Here is a 15,414-nt window from a genome sequence, read left to right as displayed (position 1 = left end):
TTTTGTGCTATACTTGATTTTAAGTGGCCTCACCAACGCAGGCCGCATACGGGAGAAAAAGTATCATGACCGATCACGAAGCGGGTTCGATGTCAACGGGCGGTTGGGCTGATGATGAGCTGACGCGCGAAGGGCAGAGTTTTGCGGCTGACGTGGCCGGAACGAACGCCATCATGGAAAAGCTTTTCGGCGGCATCAAAACCGTTGTCAAGCCTTATTACATGCAGGCGCGTACGGCGTGGCATCGCAAGTTTGGTCTTTCGGAATTCGTGCGGATCGAAAACGGCCAAATCGTCGCGCATGTTCTGGCCGACGAAAACGGCAACGTTTCGGAAGCGCCCGCCGAATTTTCGCTGATGTTCCAAGCGCCGAACGCGGTCATGATGACGCGTTACGGTTATCGGCGTACGGCCCTCATTCCGAACACCGTTCGCATTTTTGCGGGCGAAGCGCCGGAAACGCTTCCGCTTTTCACCGACGAACCGGCGAAGAAACCGCGCGTTCGCAAGGGCAAGAAAGAAACCAACCCGAACGCGTGACTAACGCGCGAAGCATCATTTCGTGAATGGTAGGGCCGGGCAATATCGTTCGGCCCTTAAATGCCAAAATGGAGAACAATTCAACATGGCGACATCATTGAAGGATAGCGGACTAGGACAAGGGCCGCGCAATTGGCGCAAGGCGGCGGATATCGAAGGAACCACGTTTTACGTCACCCACGCACAACAGTTTGAAAGCGTCATTGACGGCAAGCCGCGCAGTCAAGTCATTTTCGACTGCTTGGACATTTACGGCGAACGGTTCGCGGTTTCTCTGGATACCAACGAAAACCGTTCGGCGTTCGTGCGTCACTTCAAACGCGGCGGCGACGATTTAGGGCCGCTGACGTTGGAAAGCGTGACCACAAAGAACGGTCAACCGTACTGGAATATCATTGACGTTGCGGAGGATCACAGTACGCCCGACAACATCAGCGACATTCCATTCTGACGGTTAACCGTCGAAAGCGTGGGGCCGGTCAACGTGACCGGCCCTTTTTGTTAGCGCTTACCGTTCTGCCGGGCGTGACTTGCGATAGCCTGAAATGCGACGGCGGCGACGTGAATTAGTTCGGTGATGTATTGTTCGGCGTTTTCTTCTAATGCCGCTTTAGCGACTTCGCCGGTTTCTTCTGTTAGAATGGCGGACCATTTCAAGTGTGAATGGTTCTGTTCTCCCCATTTCGCGTTTTGACGCAAAACTTCGCGCCCGACGCCGACGTAAATTTGATCCATTTCACCGATGACTTGGTTAGGTTGTGGCATAGCTTCCTTTGTCGGAATAGTTGAGTTTACGCCAGTGTAACCGACGTACGGCATTAGACTGTATTCGGTCAAAACGCGGTACATTATGCTTATCATTTCATCGGTGTTCAACTTTCCGTCTGCATGAAATGATCCCGCCATTGTTAGCACTTTGCCAAGCTCAAACTTTTCGTAAATCGCATGACATACAACGTCATGCCAATTCAGGAACGTATAACCGGGAAATAGATCATAGCCTATCGTCATCGCGCTTATTCCTTTTCTATCTCATGCGAACCGTTGGCATGAATGGTTCCGCAAATTAAACACATCCACTTTGGTTGTTCTGGCATACGCGCTTGATTAGGGTTGTACTTTTTCCCTTTCGTGATAATTGGATAGGATCGAACGCTTAATGTCCATTCTTTGCAGTACGGACAATAGACCTTAGCCTTATCGACCATGACGCCGGGCCGGTTCAACAATCATCGGAAAGCAAGGAACCGCGCAAATGAACATTGCGCCGGTTGGCCGGTTGTAGTAAACGCCGATCCACAAATCAAACCATACAAAATCGACGTGTACGCGGTCACGATGGAAAAGGCCGTGAAACAGAAACAGGAAACAGACGGTTAACCAGTAGGCCGTTAGAACAGAAACGATGATATCCGACATGCTCAATTCTCCCAACCTAGCGCGGGTTGCGCTAATTCAGACAAATCGTTAAGGCGCGCCCGTAACCATCTTGCATTGGGTACGTCATGGATACCAAAGAGGCGCGTATGATTACCGGGCGCTTGTTCGGCGTTCTCGTTATCACCGAAACGATATTTACCTGCTCCAAAAACAGAACAACGCCCGCGCTTTTTATCACGCGCAGGCAAACCCCACGCCGAAATGATCGACGCGGCGGCGGTTCGATCCTTAGTATTGAGTATAAATCCGTCGGTATTCGCATAGTATATGATATCCTCATTGTACAATTCTAGGGCAATCCCGTTCAAAATGTCTTGAACAAGCGCCCACAATTGAAAGTTGATAAACGTGTTTCCGAAATTGCGCGCAACCGGCTTTTGCTTTTCGTACATCCAAATCGACGCCGCCGAATTTAAGCCCGACGTGACAAGGCAATTACGCGCCAGCTTGTGACCGGCGAACGGGAAATCGTCCATCGCTTCGCCAATGCCTATCCATCTGCCGGGAAAGTAATCAACGTCCCAACCGACGATTGACATTATCGACCAGTAGGCCGATTTGATATCAAGATAGGTTGCATCAGGTATATACGCCGGTAACGCATACAGCGGTTGCGACCGATGGCGCATAATTTCGCCGCGTTGCTCGTAACTTATGCGCCGCCGATTTGGATACTTGATTTTGAGATAATCGCGGGCAACGTCGCCGGGCGTGGCGATATATTCGCCAACGGCAATCGACGTTGCTCGTTTGATCCATCGCGTATGTGACGACATGCCCAACCATGAAAACGAACCAAGAATGACGTTCTCTTTCATGTCCGTTAACTTAGGCCATGTGTCAACGATGACGTGTGTGTGTTTAGCGTGGCGCTCCGCCGCCGCCGCAACCATCAAATCGTACATTTCAAATTCGTTGTGTCTTGCTTGTTTGCGAAAGATGAGCATTACTAGGTTTCCTCTGGATATTCTATGCCGACGTGAAAGTAATCATCATCATCAACGATGATGTAGGACCACGGATATACGCCGGTTCCCCATAGGTATTCGGCGGCGTCGATAATGCTTGGAAAGAGTAGGCCGCGTATGTTTTCATCACTTCCGCCTAATCCGCCGTCTGATTGCGGTAAGACGTAATTATCATAACTTGTCAAATACCCTTCTGGTATGTATACATCGAACCAGTTTGCCCAATATTCGACTTGTTCGGCGGGCCGCCATTCTTCAAAATCGTCTGGAGTGTTATTCCAGAAATCTTTAATATCGCCGTCATCGTGTGCCATTGCCGGCGCTTTCGCCCGCGCCTACGCGAATGTCGATTACGCGCGGTTTGCCGTTTGTCACCGAAACCTTGACTTCCATCGTCTTAGGCTTGTATCCAGTTACGGGAACAATATCTAGATCGATGTGCTTTCGGGCCGCAAGTTCAGGCCAAATAACAAGCCCAAATTCATTCCAATCTCCGCAAAGCGCTTTAACGTAACGCTTGCCCTTGTCGATTGTTACGTTCAGTTGAGTAACAATGTACCAACCGTCGCCAGATACCGCGCTTTCGTCACGCGGTAACGTGACAAAGATGTTATTCACGAAATCATTCATCGCATCGGCGGCAACGCTCATAATGCGGTTAAACTCTAGTCCATCGTTGCCCGGTTCGGCGTAGGATGATACGGCAATCCGCACGTTATCCGCGCCTATTTTCCTTTCCAAGCTGAAATTAACCGTTACTGGCTTTTGTCTGTTGTCCACGTTGGTTCTCCAAACTTTTCAATGACTTGCATCAGGCTATAGATTACTACGCCGTTACCACGGCCCAACCGCCGACTATGGCACTTCTCCAAATGCCGATAGACTGTAGCTTGTGATTTGTGGGGATACATCGCGCAAACGTCCGCCGCCGTAACAACGCGCGATAGAATTTCATCGATCATATCAGACGTAAGCGGTTCGCTGTTTATCATTTGCGTAACCATTCCTTATCGTATTCGCCCACAATCAAGCGCCGCATTCCGCAGAGTGGGCAATCGTACAAGTAGTCTCGAATAACACCGATTACGTGTACCGGGTTCATGAAACCGCAGTAACGTAATGGATGATAACCGCAATTTCTACACGTCAACTTTAAGCTTTCCTTTTCGGTTGGCGCGCCGTTTGAAACTTTTTGAATGTAGCTCATTGACACAACGAACCGGCTATCGGTTCGCCCTCAAAACGAGTATTTGCGTAGGTTCGCAACCATGATTTTGGTTGGATCAAACCGCGCTTATTCAGGCGCTCGTATTCGCGGGCGTGGTTCTTGCGAAATTTGATTGCGCGTTCTGTTTCGCGTCCGCCGTCGATAACGCCCATGAATTCGATTTTGATACCACGTAAAACCGCCGCGCGTGTAAACGCGGCGGCGGTTCCAGACGTATGCGCAAGAATGCGTTGCTGTAGCGTTCGGTCATCGAAAGTATAACCGACGTACCAACGGGCCGTATGCCAGCGGTTGCCCAATGGTTGCGATAAGCGAAGGAAGTAAACCATTATCGCTCACCCCATCCATACAGGCGTACGCCGCCTTGTTTCGCTTCCAAGAACGTAACGCGCGGGTTGTTTTCTATTTTTCCGATAGCGCGCTGTAACGCGCTATCGGTTTCTACGGTTTGGTTTCTGGTCATGAAACCTTGTTTCGTCATTTCGACCGTGGTTATGCGTACAGGCGGGTTGAGCTTCATGATTAAAGTTCAACCGTGACAAGGCGTTCGTACGTGGTTGTTATAAACGGTTGTTCAAGTATTTTTGTGTTGTTGACAACCGCATAGCATGGGCGCGTCCAGAACGTATCTGGTCCATTTTCCATAACGTCCGCTTCGATCATACGCCGGGCGTTGAGAAGATTTAGCGGCGTGTCTGCTTCCACCTTGACGGTACAACCGGCAATTGGAAATGATAGGCTGTATGTGTAATACGATTTTTCCCAGTCATAACGAGCGTTACGCCATGTTCCGGCGTGGTCTTGCGTTTGCGGAAAAACGCAAGTAATGCCGTACTGGTCTGAAATGACGAATGTGTTTTTGATTGTGCGTTTTGTTGTTTGCATTTCGGAATGCTCCATTTTGCATTGACCGGAACCGCTCGATTGCGGTTCTCTCCTAACAATTACAGTATAGCACCTTGAGAAAGTTTTATCAACATTTTGAGAAAAGGTGAAGGATGAAAAAAGATCGAACCGTTTGACTTTTGTTGAACATGCGACTATACTAGAGATAGGCGCGTGGTCGCCCGGCAGGGTAGGGCCGTCGAATAATTTCAAAAGGTATTACATGTTACCGCAAGTAAAAAAGTCAAGCCTGTTTACGATGCGGCGGATTATCAATTTGCCGCTTAGTACACAAACGCAAGTGCGGATCGATCCCGCCGCCGACTTTATTTACGTCACAAATCAAGGCGCGGCAACGTTCTTTTGTGCGCCCGGCTACGCAACCGATAGCGGTAAAGAATTTCATATGCTTTCCGCTTCGCAAGTAAAATTCCCCGTTCGTGGTAGTGACGTGTTTACACTGCGCACAATCGCCGCGTTGCCACAACTTACCGTTGTTCAACATTCCAGAAATTTCGATTACATGTATGGGCGGCGTATCATGACAAGTCAACTCGAATTGCTTGACGATGACCGGGAAACCGTTTTTGACCTTATGACGGTTGTCATGGCTCCAAACAGTACGCGAATTATTACGTTCGATACCAAGCCCGACTACTACTACATTACGCGCGTTGCCGGAACGGTCAACGTCAATTTGGGAACGTCGGCGGACCCTGTTAACTTTTTTACAATGGGCATTAATGCGCCGATTTTGAAAATCCCGGCAACTCAGCAATCGATTGCATTGAGCGTTGCGGCGGGAACAAACACCGTCGTCATTGCCGCCATCACAAAAGACGTTGACTATGCGTATGGCGTTTAATCGCGTTGTGGGGGCCGTGGCGCGGTTTTGTGCGATTTAGGTATATCCGTAAGCGGTATTCGCTTCCGGTTCCAAATCGCAATTTTTCCCCTCAAATTTAACATTATTCGGTAAAATTTTAACATTTGTTTTTTGAGGATTAAGAAAGTTAATGGACGGTAAAACATGACGGTCACAACCAAAAAGCCGGACGAAAGCGACGAAACCGAACCTACCGAAACCGTCGTTGACGCCAACCAAACGGAAAGCGAAGAGGATACGAGAGTATGGCGGACAAACCTAACACTGCGAATGGAAGCGTTGGAAGCGGCCCTAAACAAGCCGACGCCGGTCATCAAACCGGAACCGACGCCGGAACCGGAACCGTCCGAACATCACAACCAGCCGGACGAATTCCAGAACCCAACGCCGAAAGCGGAACCGAACGCGGACGCCGGGCCGACCGAATTAAAGGTCGAAACGCAGGAAGCGGAACCGGGGCCGACGAAAAGCCGACGCCAACAGGCGAAGGAACGCCGACGCCGAACGCTGAAAATGGGCCGGGGCCGTCATTAACGGTTGAGCCGCAACCGGCGCGTAAGCCACGAAAGGCTACGCCAGAAACAACGCCGGAACCGAAAACGCCGACGCCGACGCGAACAAAACCGCAAACGAAAGCGGAGAAAAAAGCGTCACAAGCTGAGATTTTGACCGGGTTCGTTTTGATGACCATTGAAGCGGTTTCGACGGCGGCAACCGCAACCGATGCCAGCATGACGAACGCCGAACGCGGCTTAATCGAACCGTCGTTAGCGCGTATCATCGATAAGATGGAAGCGGACACACTAGAACGCGCTAACACGTTTTTTGATCCCGTTCTAGTTCTAGTCGGTTTGGCCTTGTATGCGCGCCGCGTCATGCCGAAAGCGCCAAAAGCGCAGGAACGCGAAACGCGCGCCAATAGAAAACCCGTGGCCCAACCGACCGAACAACCGCCGCAAGCCGACAACGGAACCGCGAACGCCGGGCCGGAAATCCTTAGTTTGATAGGGCGTGTCTAATGGCCTCATTCGGAATTCTCGACAAAATGATCCCGGTTCTTTTAGGTCAATTGAGCAAGGTAAGCGCCGACGATTTAGAAAGCGCCGTTACTTCGCTCAATGACATTACCTACCATATGTTGCAAAATGACCGGGCGGCGTTGGAAACGGAATTGGAAAATGCCGGACTAAGCCGCAACATCAATCTTGCTATTCTTGAAGTTTTCGAGAAAATCAATGCGGTTGAACATCAAGCCTAACGAGCATTTGGCCGTAGTTGGCATGACCGGCAGCGGCAAAACTTATTTCGTTCACAAGCTGGCGCGTTCGGTTCGCCGGTTAGTTGTGTTCGATCCAAAAGGCACGTTAGGCGAAGATAGCGGTTGGAATTTAACCGACTGGAACCGCAAAACCGAAAAACTGATAATGTCAGATAACCCGTTCAGGGTTCGCGTTCTTGCGCCGATTGAAACAAATCAAGTCGAAGCGTATGACGCTTATTTCGAGAAAATCTACAACGCCGGTAATGTTATCGTTTACATCGATGAGGCATACGGCGTAACGGAACGCGGGCGTTATGGAAAATGGTTACAAGCGCTTTACACGCGCGGGCGCGAACTTCAAATCGGTGTATGGGCGGCAACGCAACGCCCGACTTGGATACCGTTGTTCATGCTTTCAGAAACACGATGGTTATTCTCATTCCGCTTGCAAATGGAAGTAGACCGGCGACGAATGGCCGAATTGATGGGCGCAAATGTGCTAAACCCAATTCCAGACATTCACGGCTTTTACTATAAGCAATCGGATATGGTTAACGCTCAATACGTTAGGCAACTTGGTTCTTAGAAAGGTGAAACAATGGAATTGGGATTGGATTTTAGCAACGTCAAGCCGGGGATTGCGAACGCGATGATTATTCTCGCAATCGTGATTATCATGGTTCCGCTGGCGAAATTCATCTTCATTCAGAAGGTGTATATTCCCGGCGTTTCGGAATTGGTTAGCGCAATCTAGCCGGTTCTGAATTCAGTCATTCGCATTTCAACGTTAGCATTCGTTTCAATGAAAAGGATAAATAACATGGCCGGAGATTTTAACCAGCGAACGCGGCAGAAGTTTTCAACCCTTTCCGCGCTTGCGAAACCGCTCGGCGGCGGGCAAGTGCAGATGGCCTTGCCAAAGTCTGGCTTTTTGGGCCGAATTTGGCTTTCGATCCGCGCCACCATCGGCGGCGCGCCGGTTGCGCCGCTTAACCCGTTAGGCGTGTCGTCCATCATCAACCGCGTTCGCGTCACGCTCAACACCGGCATTGACGTTTTCAACGTCAGCGGGCCGGGTTACGCGTGGCTGCTTGACGAAATGTTGGACGCCGAATTTGCGCGCGGTACGCCGCAAAATCAGGGCCGGTCACTGGTCGCGGCGGGAACATACAATCTCGACATGGTTATCCCGCTGATGATGAATTTGCGCGATGCCGTCGGCCTGCTGCTTTTGCAGAACGAACAGCTTACCGCAACGTTGACGGTTGATTTCGCCGCCGATGCCACGGTTGCGGCGGGCGCGGTCATCACGGCAACGGTGACGCCGATTGTCGAAAACTTCACCGTTCCGCTGGCGAAGGAAGATTTTCCGTCAACCGACCTGTTGCACACGGTTCTTGAAGAAAGCTCCGCCGTCGCCGCCGCTGGCGAATTGACGTACAACATTCCTCGCGGGAATGTGTACTTGCAAATCGCGCAGGGTCTTGGAATGGGCGTGGCCGGGGCCGACAACTTCGACCGGGTTCGCATTCGCGTCAATCAGTCGGACTACATCACCGACGTTCCGCCCGCGTTTCTCGATATGCAACATGGCTTGTACCGGGGCCGCGCGCGTCCGGCTGGTTGCATTTACACCGACCTTATGGGTTCGTCCGGTTTGGGCATGTACGGAACCGGGCGCGACCTTTTCAATTCGGCCCTTGTGACCGATTTCGCCATGACCTTTAACGCGCTTGCGGCGGGAACGCTTTACACCGTTCGCCGTCAACTGGTCAACGTTCCGCGCACCTAACGCGGTTCGTCTTTCCAAGCGCATAGTCAAGAAAAGGAATTGGCATAATGGTTTCGTATTCAGAACTATACGGCGAAGGGTCCGAACCCGATACCGTTCAGGCAAGCGGAACCGACTACAACGGTTCCGGTAATTTCCCGGTCATTGCGTGGATCGGAATTCTGATCCTTCTAATCTTCATTCGCGCCGTCTATGAGGTCATGGAATAGTGTGTACCGGAAAGGTGAGTACGACGTAATTATGTGGTCGAAAGATATGTTGTTCTCGGTCACACAATCCATACTCTCGCTCGTAATCGTCGTCGGCGGCGGCGCGATGATGTGGTTTAACCCACAACAGGACAACGCCGCAACCGTCGGTTTAATGGGCGCGGTTATCGGCTACTACTTCGCACAATCGACGCAAATCAGAAGCGCCGCGAACGTTGAAGCCGCTATTCAGCGCGCAGAATTGAGAGAACCGCCCAAATGAAAGCAACATTCGTTTTTGTCGTCGCCGCGCTCATGCTATATCTGGTTTTCACCGGGCGCGCCGATAAGATTTGGCGGGCCGTAACGTCATGATATCACCAGTGCGACGAACATCAGACGGCGCGGAGGGTAAGCCGATAAGTGAGAACTTGTTGCGTTACCTTGTCGCAATTTTCCTAATCGGTAGTCTCGTTGCACTGGTCGAAAACAACAACAAAACCGCCGCTTGGATACTTACCGTAACGCTCATACTGGGCATTATGCTAAGTCAACCGTTGGTTGGTATTCGCTTAATGCAACTAGCGAACAGGATAAACCCATGATTTCCCGTATCATCGAAGGAACGTTTACCGCCGTTCTCGTATACTTGGTCTTGTCGCAAGCAAGCCAATTTTCAACCGTGATGAGCGCGATTGCTCGCACGTATACGAGCGGCGTCAAAACACTACAGGCGCGCTAATGTTCGGCATGAAACGGATTAAATATCCGTGGCGCGAACGCCCATTTAATACGAACACAAACCCGGCAACGAGCATTGCTATCATGCGCTCATATACGGTTTATTCCGTTGATGAGGCGGCAACGAAAACGGGAATGTGGAACACGTTCTACGGCGACGTTAACAACGCGCAATTGCGCCTCGCTTCGCAAGCGCTGACAAACGTCGGAAAGGCTTAATCATGGCGGTAAAACTTGGCGAATTGCTCAAGAAAAAAGAGGTACAAATCGGCCTTGCCGTTGGAGCAATCGCCGGTATTGCCGCCTTAGTTTTGTCGCAAAAAAACGGCGGCGGCATAATCGGCGCAACGGGCGACGGCGGAACCGGCAGCGTTGACGATGATGCGATTGCGGCGGGATTTGAGGCGGAAGCGCAGGAACGCGAAAATCTCGCAACGCAACTTATGTCAATGTTGGATGACCTAGTAACGCAATTCAACGAAACCATCGGCCAAATTCAGACGGAAAGCGAAGGGCAACAGCAACAAACGAATAGTTTGATCGAAAGCATTTATACCGAACTTGGCGGACAACTTAACGACGCTTACGACGCAATCAATGCGCAGTCAGCGGCGTATGAGGCGGCGTTAGCCGAAACGGTCAATCAGCTTAATTCCGCTTTGGCGGCAACTGAAACGCCGATGGATTATCCGTTTTACGGCGAACAACCGGGCGGCGGAGAATACTTCTATGACGGCGGCATAGGTGGAACCTACGCCGACGTATACGGCGCAGGCAGTGAAGCGTTTGACAATCTTTTCGCGCCGGTTGAACCGTCAACGGGAAAGAATGCTTTTGGTTTCGTCGCTGGTTCTGGCGCGAAAGGTTTTGGTTCGGCCCAACCGCAAGCGGCGGCGCAACCGACAAAAGCCGAAACCGTCGCCGCGCGTTCGTTCACTCAGAACATTCTCAACAGCGGCGCAAAAACAACCGCAACCGTTGCCAGCGGCTTAGGATCACTACTGGCGAACGTCGTCAAATCGATAACGCCAACGCCGTCTAAGGGCGTTGGGTTCATTGCCGGAAGCGGCGCGAAGGATAATCTTACTCCGACCGTCAACGCGGGCGTTCCACCTGACAAGCAAGGTTTTCAGGGTCCAAGCGTGACCATTCCAAAGGTCGCAACGGTTGCCGGGCCGAAACCGACGCCGATAGCGCAAATCGTCACGCCGAAATCAAACAAGCCCGCGCCGGGAACGCAACTTGGTTTGATTACCAACAAAAACGGCGCAACCGGAATGCAGTACGTTAACGCCAGCGGCGGTATTAGCATCAATTGGAGTATCAAGGAAAACCCGAAATTCGGCGGTTCTCCATTGGCTACGCCGTCAGTAACCAAGCAGGCGCAATCTGGCATTAACGTAACGTCGTCACCGTCGAACGTTACGAAACCAAGTTCCACAACGCCGTCTTACATCGTTGGCGTATTCAATCAAGGCGCGCCGAAATCGACTGATCCCGGCCCTAAGACGAATATGCAAACGGGCGTGTTCAATCCGACCGCGCCAAAGACGACAAAAGTTACACCGAAAGCAACGGCAAGCCCGGTTATCAAGGGCAACCCGACCGGCAATCAATACGCAATGTAGGGGCAATCATGGCTGATTATATCGTTCCGGTTGTAGGGCCGTCGCGGGTTACGTCGGGTTGGAATGCGCCGCGTTCTTATCCGTGGGCGAATGACCGGCTACAACTGCATGAGGGTATCGATATCGGTTCTGAATTGCCTCAAAATGTCCCGGTTCCCGTTGTCGCGGCGGCAACGGGAACCGTTGTGCGCGTTGATTACGACGCGCGCGGTTATGGTAATTATATCATCGTCCAACATCCAAACGGACGGCAAACTCTATACGGTCACTTGAGTAACGCGCTCGTTCGCGCCGGGCAATCAGTGACACAAGGCTCACAGATCGGCATTATGGGGAGTACCGGCAATTCGTCGGGCCGTCATTTGCATTTCAGTGAAATTGTTCCCGGCTTACAGAATAATTATGTATATCGTGGGGCCGTCAACCCGACGCCGAATATTGATTTTGCGCGCCGCTTATCCGCGCCAACGGCAGTAACCAACGTGACCGGAACGCAAGTGCGCACGAACGTCAATGCTGACATCGTTAACTTGGTCCGTCGCTATTTCCCGGCGAACCAAGTCAATAACGCGTTGGCGGTTATGTCTGGCGAAAGCGGATACAACCCGCGCGCGTGGAACCAAAACGGCGAAGATAGCCGGGGATTGTTTCAAATCAACGTTGGGCCGGGCGCACATACCCAATGGAGAAACGTTGACTTGTTCGATCCAGAAACCAACGTGCGCCTTGCCGCCGAACTGTTTCGCGCGCAGGGTTGGCGTCCGTGGTCCGCCGCGCGCAATCTCGGTTTGTGGGCAAATCCCAACGGGCAAGTTTCGACGGATTATACCGGGGCTGCAACGCAAACATTCGCCGGTCACACGAACGCGCCCGCATATGAGGCCGCGCAACGACGCGCCGCGCCACAAATCACAAAACCGACCGTACATCTAAAGCCGGTTGTTCGCGGCGGAACAAGTCAGGATGACGACGGCGAACCGCCAACGTTTGACGAAATTCTTGATATTGCTTTGGCGGGAACCGGCATGGGCCGGGTTGCGCAAGCCGCGCAAGATGGCGTAATCGGTGATACCATCGAACAAGCCGGACAAACGTTAACCGATATTCAGGCGCTTTCCGATTACGTGCAAACGCCAGAATTCCAAGCAGACGTACAACGCGTTATTGTTTTGGCGGTTGTCGTCATGGTTGGTATTTTGCTGATGTTCGTTAGCGCTAAGGAAATCGTTGACGAATGAAAACCGAATACCGCGTTTCGCCGGGCAACCCGACATTAAGCGTTAACTTAGGTTACAACGCCGATGGTATGGCCGTGATGAATAACACGCCTTATCCGGTTGTTGTTCGCCGTGGCGCGCAAGAAATACCGAACGAATTCAATTATGATTATTTCATTCCAGCGGGCGGAATGACGAATTTACCTGTTGTCGGTTCTGAGTTCGGTTTCCGCCTAACGTCGCCGGTTGTCGTTTCGCCGGACGATTACGCTATTCCGGTCATGATTATATTCTATAAAGACGAAATAGCACCCGCGTTCTCAAATCAGCTATTTATAAATCGTTCGGTTGTCGAATTCAATTTGCCGATTAGTTCGTCTTACCAACAAATCATAGAGACAGTAAACGCGCGATTTTTCAGCTTTAACGTATCTATTGATAACGTCGCCGTTCCTAATGCGTTCTCAATAACTGGATATGTCGTTATCGAACAATCGAACGACGCGGTTGTATGGTCGCGATATAAACAGTATAATATGTATCCGGTATCATCGGGCCGCAAGCAAGTATCCGACATTTTGCCTAGTCCGTTGCGCTTTATACGCGTAACCGTTTCAAACACAAGTACGCTTATAGCGTGGGATTTGGAATTAAGCTACGCCCTAACCGACTTTTCAGGGCCGATTGCAAAAAATCCGTTTACCGTATGGTACGGCAATACAACCATGCCCGCGAATTCTTCAATCTTCTATGCTAACCAAAGCAGAAGCGGCGGAATACTGCGAGCATTGTACGTTGCATTAAACGTGTTTTCGGCTGATGAGCCAAACATAGCATTTATCGTAAAAACGGCGTTCGACCAGAACCCGGCAGGGTTTGAACGTTATTATTCATTCGGCTTTGGCGAAGCACTAAGCGCCGTTAGCGCATACGGCGTTATCAATTCGGTTCTTAACTTTTCGGGCCGGTCAACTGAATATATGATTAGTCGCGCGTCAATTGGCGGCGTAATTGTGTTACAATACAGGATACCGCTTGACATTGCGTTCACTAAAGACGTAACGCTATGGATCGAAAACGGGCCGTTGGCAATAAGCGCAACCGTTCGCGCACAAATGGAGTTTAACGAATAATGCCAAGAATGATGTTGTTGCGCGCACAAGTCACCGTTGAAGGAACCGTTATTATCAACGACGGCGAAACGGCGGAAAAAGCAATACGCGAATTCGCGCGCGTCAATTCGGTTCCGGTCGAAAGCGTAATTTCTGTCAATTCTTTCGACATTGAAGAAAGGATAGACGGCGAACCGGGAATACGCATTTTCCAGCGCGTTGAAAAGAAACCGATAAAAGAACCTAAGCCGAACACGGCAGAAACGCCGCAATCTTAACATCATGCCATTAACAGACCGTCGCGGTTACTTGCTTTCCTATCCGGCAATCGTCATAAACAACGATGCTGACGTTGCGTTCACTACCAACGCGCCCATTGGTACGAGTAGCCTTGTCGCGCCGTTCGTCATTCCGAACGACTTTATTTATGTTATTCGCGGAACCACTTACCGGATACCGGCAACGGTTGCGGTTGGCGACGTGATGATTTATTTGAAGTTTACACGCGGCGCGGGGGCCGGTATACTTAATTCCCTTTCGGCGTCTAATACTATATTGACCGTACACAATCATGCGCCGTTTGTCATACTGAAACCGGGCGATAGCTTTTCTATCGACTGTATAAACGGAACCGGCGCGCCCGCGCCAGTGTACGCCAGCGTTCAAATAGATGTGATAGGTTTATAATGATCGATCTACTTATGAGCGATGAAACATGGTTGGCGGTTGCGGTTGGATTGACTTGTTTGCTTATATTCCTTGACGGTTTAGCAATCGGTTTCATCGTTGGTAAAAACTTTCCGTACGCGCTTGACGACGAAACGAAAGAGGCGAATAGCGATGTTTGAACTAAACGGAAGTCAGCGCAAAGCGCTAATCATCTGTAGCCTAAACGGTTGGATCGCCAAGCGCGATATAACCGTTGCCGAAAGCGGCGAAACAATCGCCGGTATACATCACAGTACGATTGACGCGCTAGAACGTATGGTTTGCATCAAACCGAAAATTGCGGACCTGTACGAGCTTACGCCGGTTGGACGGCAATTAATCGGCTTATAGCAAATGTCGATTAGGATTGTCCGGCGCGGACAAACGGAATTCATTTACGACGGAAACGTTTTGATAGACAAAACGGTTGATGTTGAAAAGACGAAACGGATTATTCGCCGTTTACGTGACGCCAATTTACATCGAAAATCTCGCAATCAGAAAAGGAAAAAATGATGCCGCCGAAAGCAAAGAAAAATTCGCGCAAAAAGAAAAAGGGATTAGGCGAAGCGTTGGCCGACTGGTTTACCGGCGGCACGAAAGGAAAAGCGCCCGGTTCCGACGCGGCGAAACACCGACGCCGGTCGAAAATCAAATACGGTAAAGTTCCGTTTTGATTTGAGCTGAATAAGATTATGATGGACCCGCGTTAATTTCGCGGGTCTTTTCTTTATCTCCGCAAGCGCTCATCTTCTCCCCAACGCGAATTTCGCCACGCCGCAAAGTCGCTCCGCTGCTTCGCCGCGCTTCGCTTCGCCACG

30 protein-coding genes are annotated in these 15,414 nt (G+C 50.8%); 21 read left to right on the top strand and 9 right to left on the bottom strand.

From position 1 onward, the window contains the following. The first annotated feature begins 65 nt into the window (after positions 1–65). Together WC734_06220 and WC734_06215 are read left to right on the top strand one after the other, a co-directional pair. A complete protein-coding gene (locus WC734_06220) occupies positions 66–539 on the top strand; it encodes a hypothetical protein (GenBank protein MFA6198711.1) in 474 nt (157 codons plus the stop codon). Between the two features lie 85 nt (positions 540–624). Further along, positions 625–990 (top strand): hypothetical protein, encoded by a 366-nt coding sequence (locus WC734_06215; GenBank protein ID MFA6198710.1) that lies wholly within the window; start codon positions 625–627, stop codon positions 988–990. 50 nt (positions 991–1,040) lie between these two features. Here WC734_06215 and WC734_06210 read toward each other — a convergent pair whose 3' ends face one another. The 9 genes from WC734_06210 to WC734_06170 form a co-directional block, all read right to left on the bottom strand. Beyond that, the gene (locus WC734_06210; protein ID MFA6198709.1) at positions 1,041–1,550 is read right to left on the bottom strand and encodes a MazG-like family protein; all 510 of its coding nucleotides are present in this window, start codon (positions 1,548–1,550) and stop codon (positions 1,041–1,043) included. Between the two features lie 186 nt (positions 1,551–1,736). Continuing rightward, on the bottom strand, positions 1,737–1,958 hold the full coding sequence (locus tag WC734_06205) for a hypothetical protein (GenBank protein MFA6198708.1): 222 nt from the start codon (positions 1,956–1,958) through the stop codon (positions 1,737–1,739). Positions 1,959–1,960: 2 nt separating this feature from the next. Further along, positions 1,961–2,926 (bottom strand): hypothetical protein, encoded by a 966-nt coding sequence (locus WC734_06200; GenBank protein MFA6198707.1) that lies wholly within the window; start codon positions 2,924–2,926, stop codon positions 1,961–1,963. A 2-nt stretch (positions 2,927–2,928) separates the two neighbouring features. Further along, complete coding sequence (locus WC734_06195) at positions 2,929–3,261, bottom strand: hypothetical protein (protein MFA6198706.1); 333 nt, start codon at positions 3,259–3,261, stop codon at positions 2,929–2,931. Continuing rightward, positions 3,248–3,727, bottom strand: coding sequence for a hypothetical protein (locus WC734_06190; GenBank protein ID MFA6198705.1), 480 nt, complete (start codon positions 3,725–3,727; stop codon positions 3,248–3,250). Before WC734_06190 ends, WC734_06195 begins: the two co-directional genes overlap by 14 nt. Then, complete coding sequence (locus tag WC734_06185) at positions 3,703–3,939, bottom strand: hypothetical protein (protein ID MFA6198704.1); 237 nt, start codon at positions 3,937–3,939, stop codon at positions 3,703–3,705. The genes WC734_06190 and WC734_06185 overlap by 25 nt, the downstream gene beginning before the upstream one ends. Positions 3,940–4,150: 211 nt before the next feature. Beyond that, positions 4,151–4,504, bottom strand: a complete 354-nt coding sequence (locus WC734_06180) for a hypothetical protein (GenBank protein MFA6198703.1) — start codon at positions 4,502–4,504, stop codon at positions 4,151–4,153. Beyond that, positions 4,504–4,638: a hypothetical protein gene (locus tag WC734_06175; protein ID MFA6198702.1), complete on the bottom strand. Its 135-nt coding sequence runs from the start codon at positions 4,636–4,638 to the stop codon at positions 4,504–4,506. The genes WC734_06180 and WC734_06175 overlap by 1 nt, the downstream gene beginning before the upstream one ends. A gap of 59 nt (positions 4,639–4,697) precedes the next feature. Beyond that, complete coding sequence (locus WC734_06170; protein ID MFA6198701.1) at positions 4,698–5,060, bottom strand: hypothetical protein; 363 nt, start codon at positions 5,058–5,060, stop codon at positions 4,698–4,700. Positions 5,061–5,166: 106 nt separating this feature from the next. Here WC734_06170 and WC734_06165 point away from each other — a divergent pair, with 106 nt between their 5' ends. The 19 genes from WC734_06165 (at position 5,167) to WC734_06075 (ending at position 15,270) form a co-directional block, all read left to right on the top strand. Further along, positions 5,167–5,925 (top strand): hypothetical protein, encoded by a 759-nt coding sequence (locus WC734_06165; protein ID MFA6198700.1) that lies wholly within the window; start codon positions 5,167–5,169, stop codon positions 5,923–5,925. 165 nt (positions 5,926–6,090) lie between these two features. After that, the gene (locus tag WC734_06160) at positions 6,091–6,480 is read left to right on the top strand and encodes a hypothetical protein (protein MFA6198699.1); all 390 of its coding nucleotides are present in this window, start codon (positions 6,091–6,093) and stop codon (positions 6,478–6,480) included. Between the two features lie 131 nt (positions 6,481–6,611). Beyond that, complete coding sequence (locus WC734_06155; GenBank protein ID MFA6198698.1) at positions 6,612–6,965, top strand: hypothetical protein; 354 nt, start codon at positions 6,612–6,614, stop codon at positions 6,963–6,965. Beyond that, positions 6,965–7,204 (top strand): hypothetical protein, encoded by a 240-nt coding sequence (locus WC734_06150; protein ID MFA6198697.1) that lies wholly within the window; start codon positions 6,965–6,967, stop codon positions 7,202–7,204. The genes WC734_06155 and WC734_06150 overlap by 1 nt, the downstream gene beginning before the upstream one ends. After that, entirely contained in the window at positions 7,182–7,793 is a 612-nt protein-coding gene (locus tag WC734_06145) for a type IV secretory system conjugative DNA transfer family protein (GenBank protein MFA6198696.1), read from the top strand. Before WC734_06150 ends, WC734_06145 begins: the two co-directional genes overlap by 23 nt. A gap of 12 nt (positions 7,794–7,805) precedes the next feature. Beyond that, the gene (locus WC734_06140) at positions 7,806–7,961 is read left to right on the top strand and encodes a hypothetical protein (protein MFA6198695.1); all 156 of its coding nucleotides are present in this window, start codon (positions 7,806–7,808) and stop codon (positions 7,959–7,961) included. A 66-nt stretch (positions 7,962–8,027) separates the two neighbouring features. After that, a complete protein-coding gene (locus WC734_06135) occupies positions 8,028–8,999 on the top strand; it encodes a hypothetical protein (GenBank protein ID MFA6198694.1) in 972 nt (323 codons plus the stop codon). 47 nt (positions 9,000–9,046) lie between these two features. Further along, complete coding sequence (locus WC734_06130) at positions 9,047–9,208, top strand: hypothetical protein (GenBank protein ID MFA6198693.1); 162 nt, start codon at positions 9,047–9,049, stop codon at positions 9,206–9,208. A gap of 31 nt (positions 9,209–9,239) precedes the next feature. Then, positions 9,240–9,470, top strand: a complete 231-nt coding sequence (locus WC734_06125; protein ID MFA6198692.1) for a hypothetical protein — start codon at positions 9,240–9,242, stop codon at positions 9,468–9,470. 318 nt (positions 9,471–9,788) lie between these two features. After that, positions 9,789–9,929: a hypothetical protein gene (locus tag WC734_06120; protein MFA6198691.1), complete on the top strand. Its 141-nt coding sequence runs from the start codon at positions 9,789–9,791 to the stop codon at positions 9,927–9,929. A gap of 8 nt (positions 9,930–9,937) precedes the next feature. After that, complete coding sequence (locus tag WC734_06115; protein ID MFA6198690.1) at positions 9,938–10,147, top strand: hypothetical protein; 210 nt, start codon at positions 9,938–9,940, stop codon at positions 10,145–10,147. A 2-nt stretch (positions 10,148–10,149) separates the two neighbouring features. Then, a complete protein-coding gene (locus WC734_06110; protein MFA6198689.1) occupies positions 10,150–11,556 on the top strand; it encodes a hypothetical protein in 1,407 nt (468 codons plus the stop codon). An 8-nt stretch (positions 11,557–11,564) separates the two neighbouring features. After that, complete coding sequence (locus WC734_06105; protein MFA6198688.1) at positions 11,565–12,794, top strand: peptidoglycan DD-metalloendopeptidase family protein; 1,230 nt, start codon at positions 11,565–11,567, stop codon at positions 12,792–12,794. Next, positions 12,791–13,906: a hypothetical protein gene (locus WC734_06100; GenBank protein MFA6198687.1), complete on the top strand. Its 1,116-nt coding sequence runs from the start codon at positions 12,791–12,793 to the stop codon at positions 13,904–13,906. Before WC734_06105 ends, WC734_06100 begins: the two co-directional genes overlap by 4 nt. An 8-nt stretch (positions 13,907–13,914) precedes the next feature. Then, positions 13,915–14,163: a hypothetical protein gene (locus WC734_06095; protein MFA6198686.1), complete on the top strand. Its 249-nt coding sequence runs from the start codon at positions 13,915–13,917 to the stop codon at positions 14,161–14,163. A 4-nt stretch (positions 14,164–14,167) separates the two neighbouring features. Further along, a complete protein-coding gene (locus WC734_06090; protein ID MFA6198685.1) occupies positions 14,168–14,572 on the top strand; it encodes a hypothetical protein in 405 nt (134 codons plus the stop codon). Further along, entirely contained in the window at positions 14,572–14,733 is a 162-nt protein-coding gene (locus WC734_06085) for a hypothetical protein (protein ID MFA6198684.1), read from the top strand. Before WC734_06090 ends, WC734_06085 begins: the two co-directional genes overlap by 1 nt. Then, positions 14,726–14,944, top strand: a complete 219-nt coding sequence (locus WC734_06080) for a hypothetical protein (protein ID MFA6198683.1) — start codon at positions 14,726–14,728, stop codon at positions 14,942–14,944. The genes WC734_06085 and WC734_06080 overlap by 8 nt, the downstream gene beginning before the upstream one ends. Positions 14,945–15,105: 161 nt before the next feature. Beyond that, the gene (locus tag WC734_06075) at positions 15,106–15,270 is read left to right on the top strand and encodes a hypothetical protein (GenBank protein ID MFA6198682.1); all 165 of its coding nucleotides are present in this window, start codon (positions 15,106–15,108) and stop codon (positions 15,268–15,270) included. Positions 15,271–15,414 lie beyond the last annotated feature (144 nt).

The sequence above is a fragment of the Patescibacteria group bacterium genome, from assembly GCA_041661625.1.
Lineage (GTDB): Bacteria > Patescibacteriota > Patescibacteriia > JAHIZJ01 > JAHIZJ01 > JBAZUB01.
The sequence above is the reverse complement of the archived record's forward strand: the minus strand, read 5'-3'. Positions and strand labels throughout refer to the sequence as shown.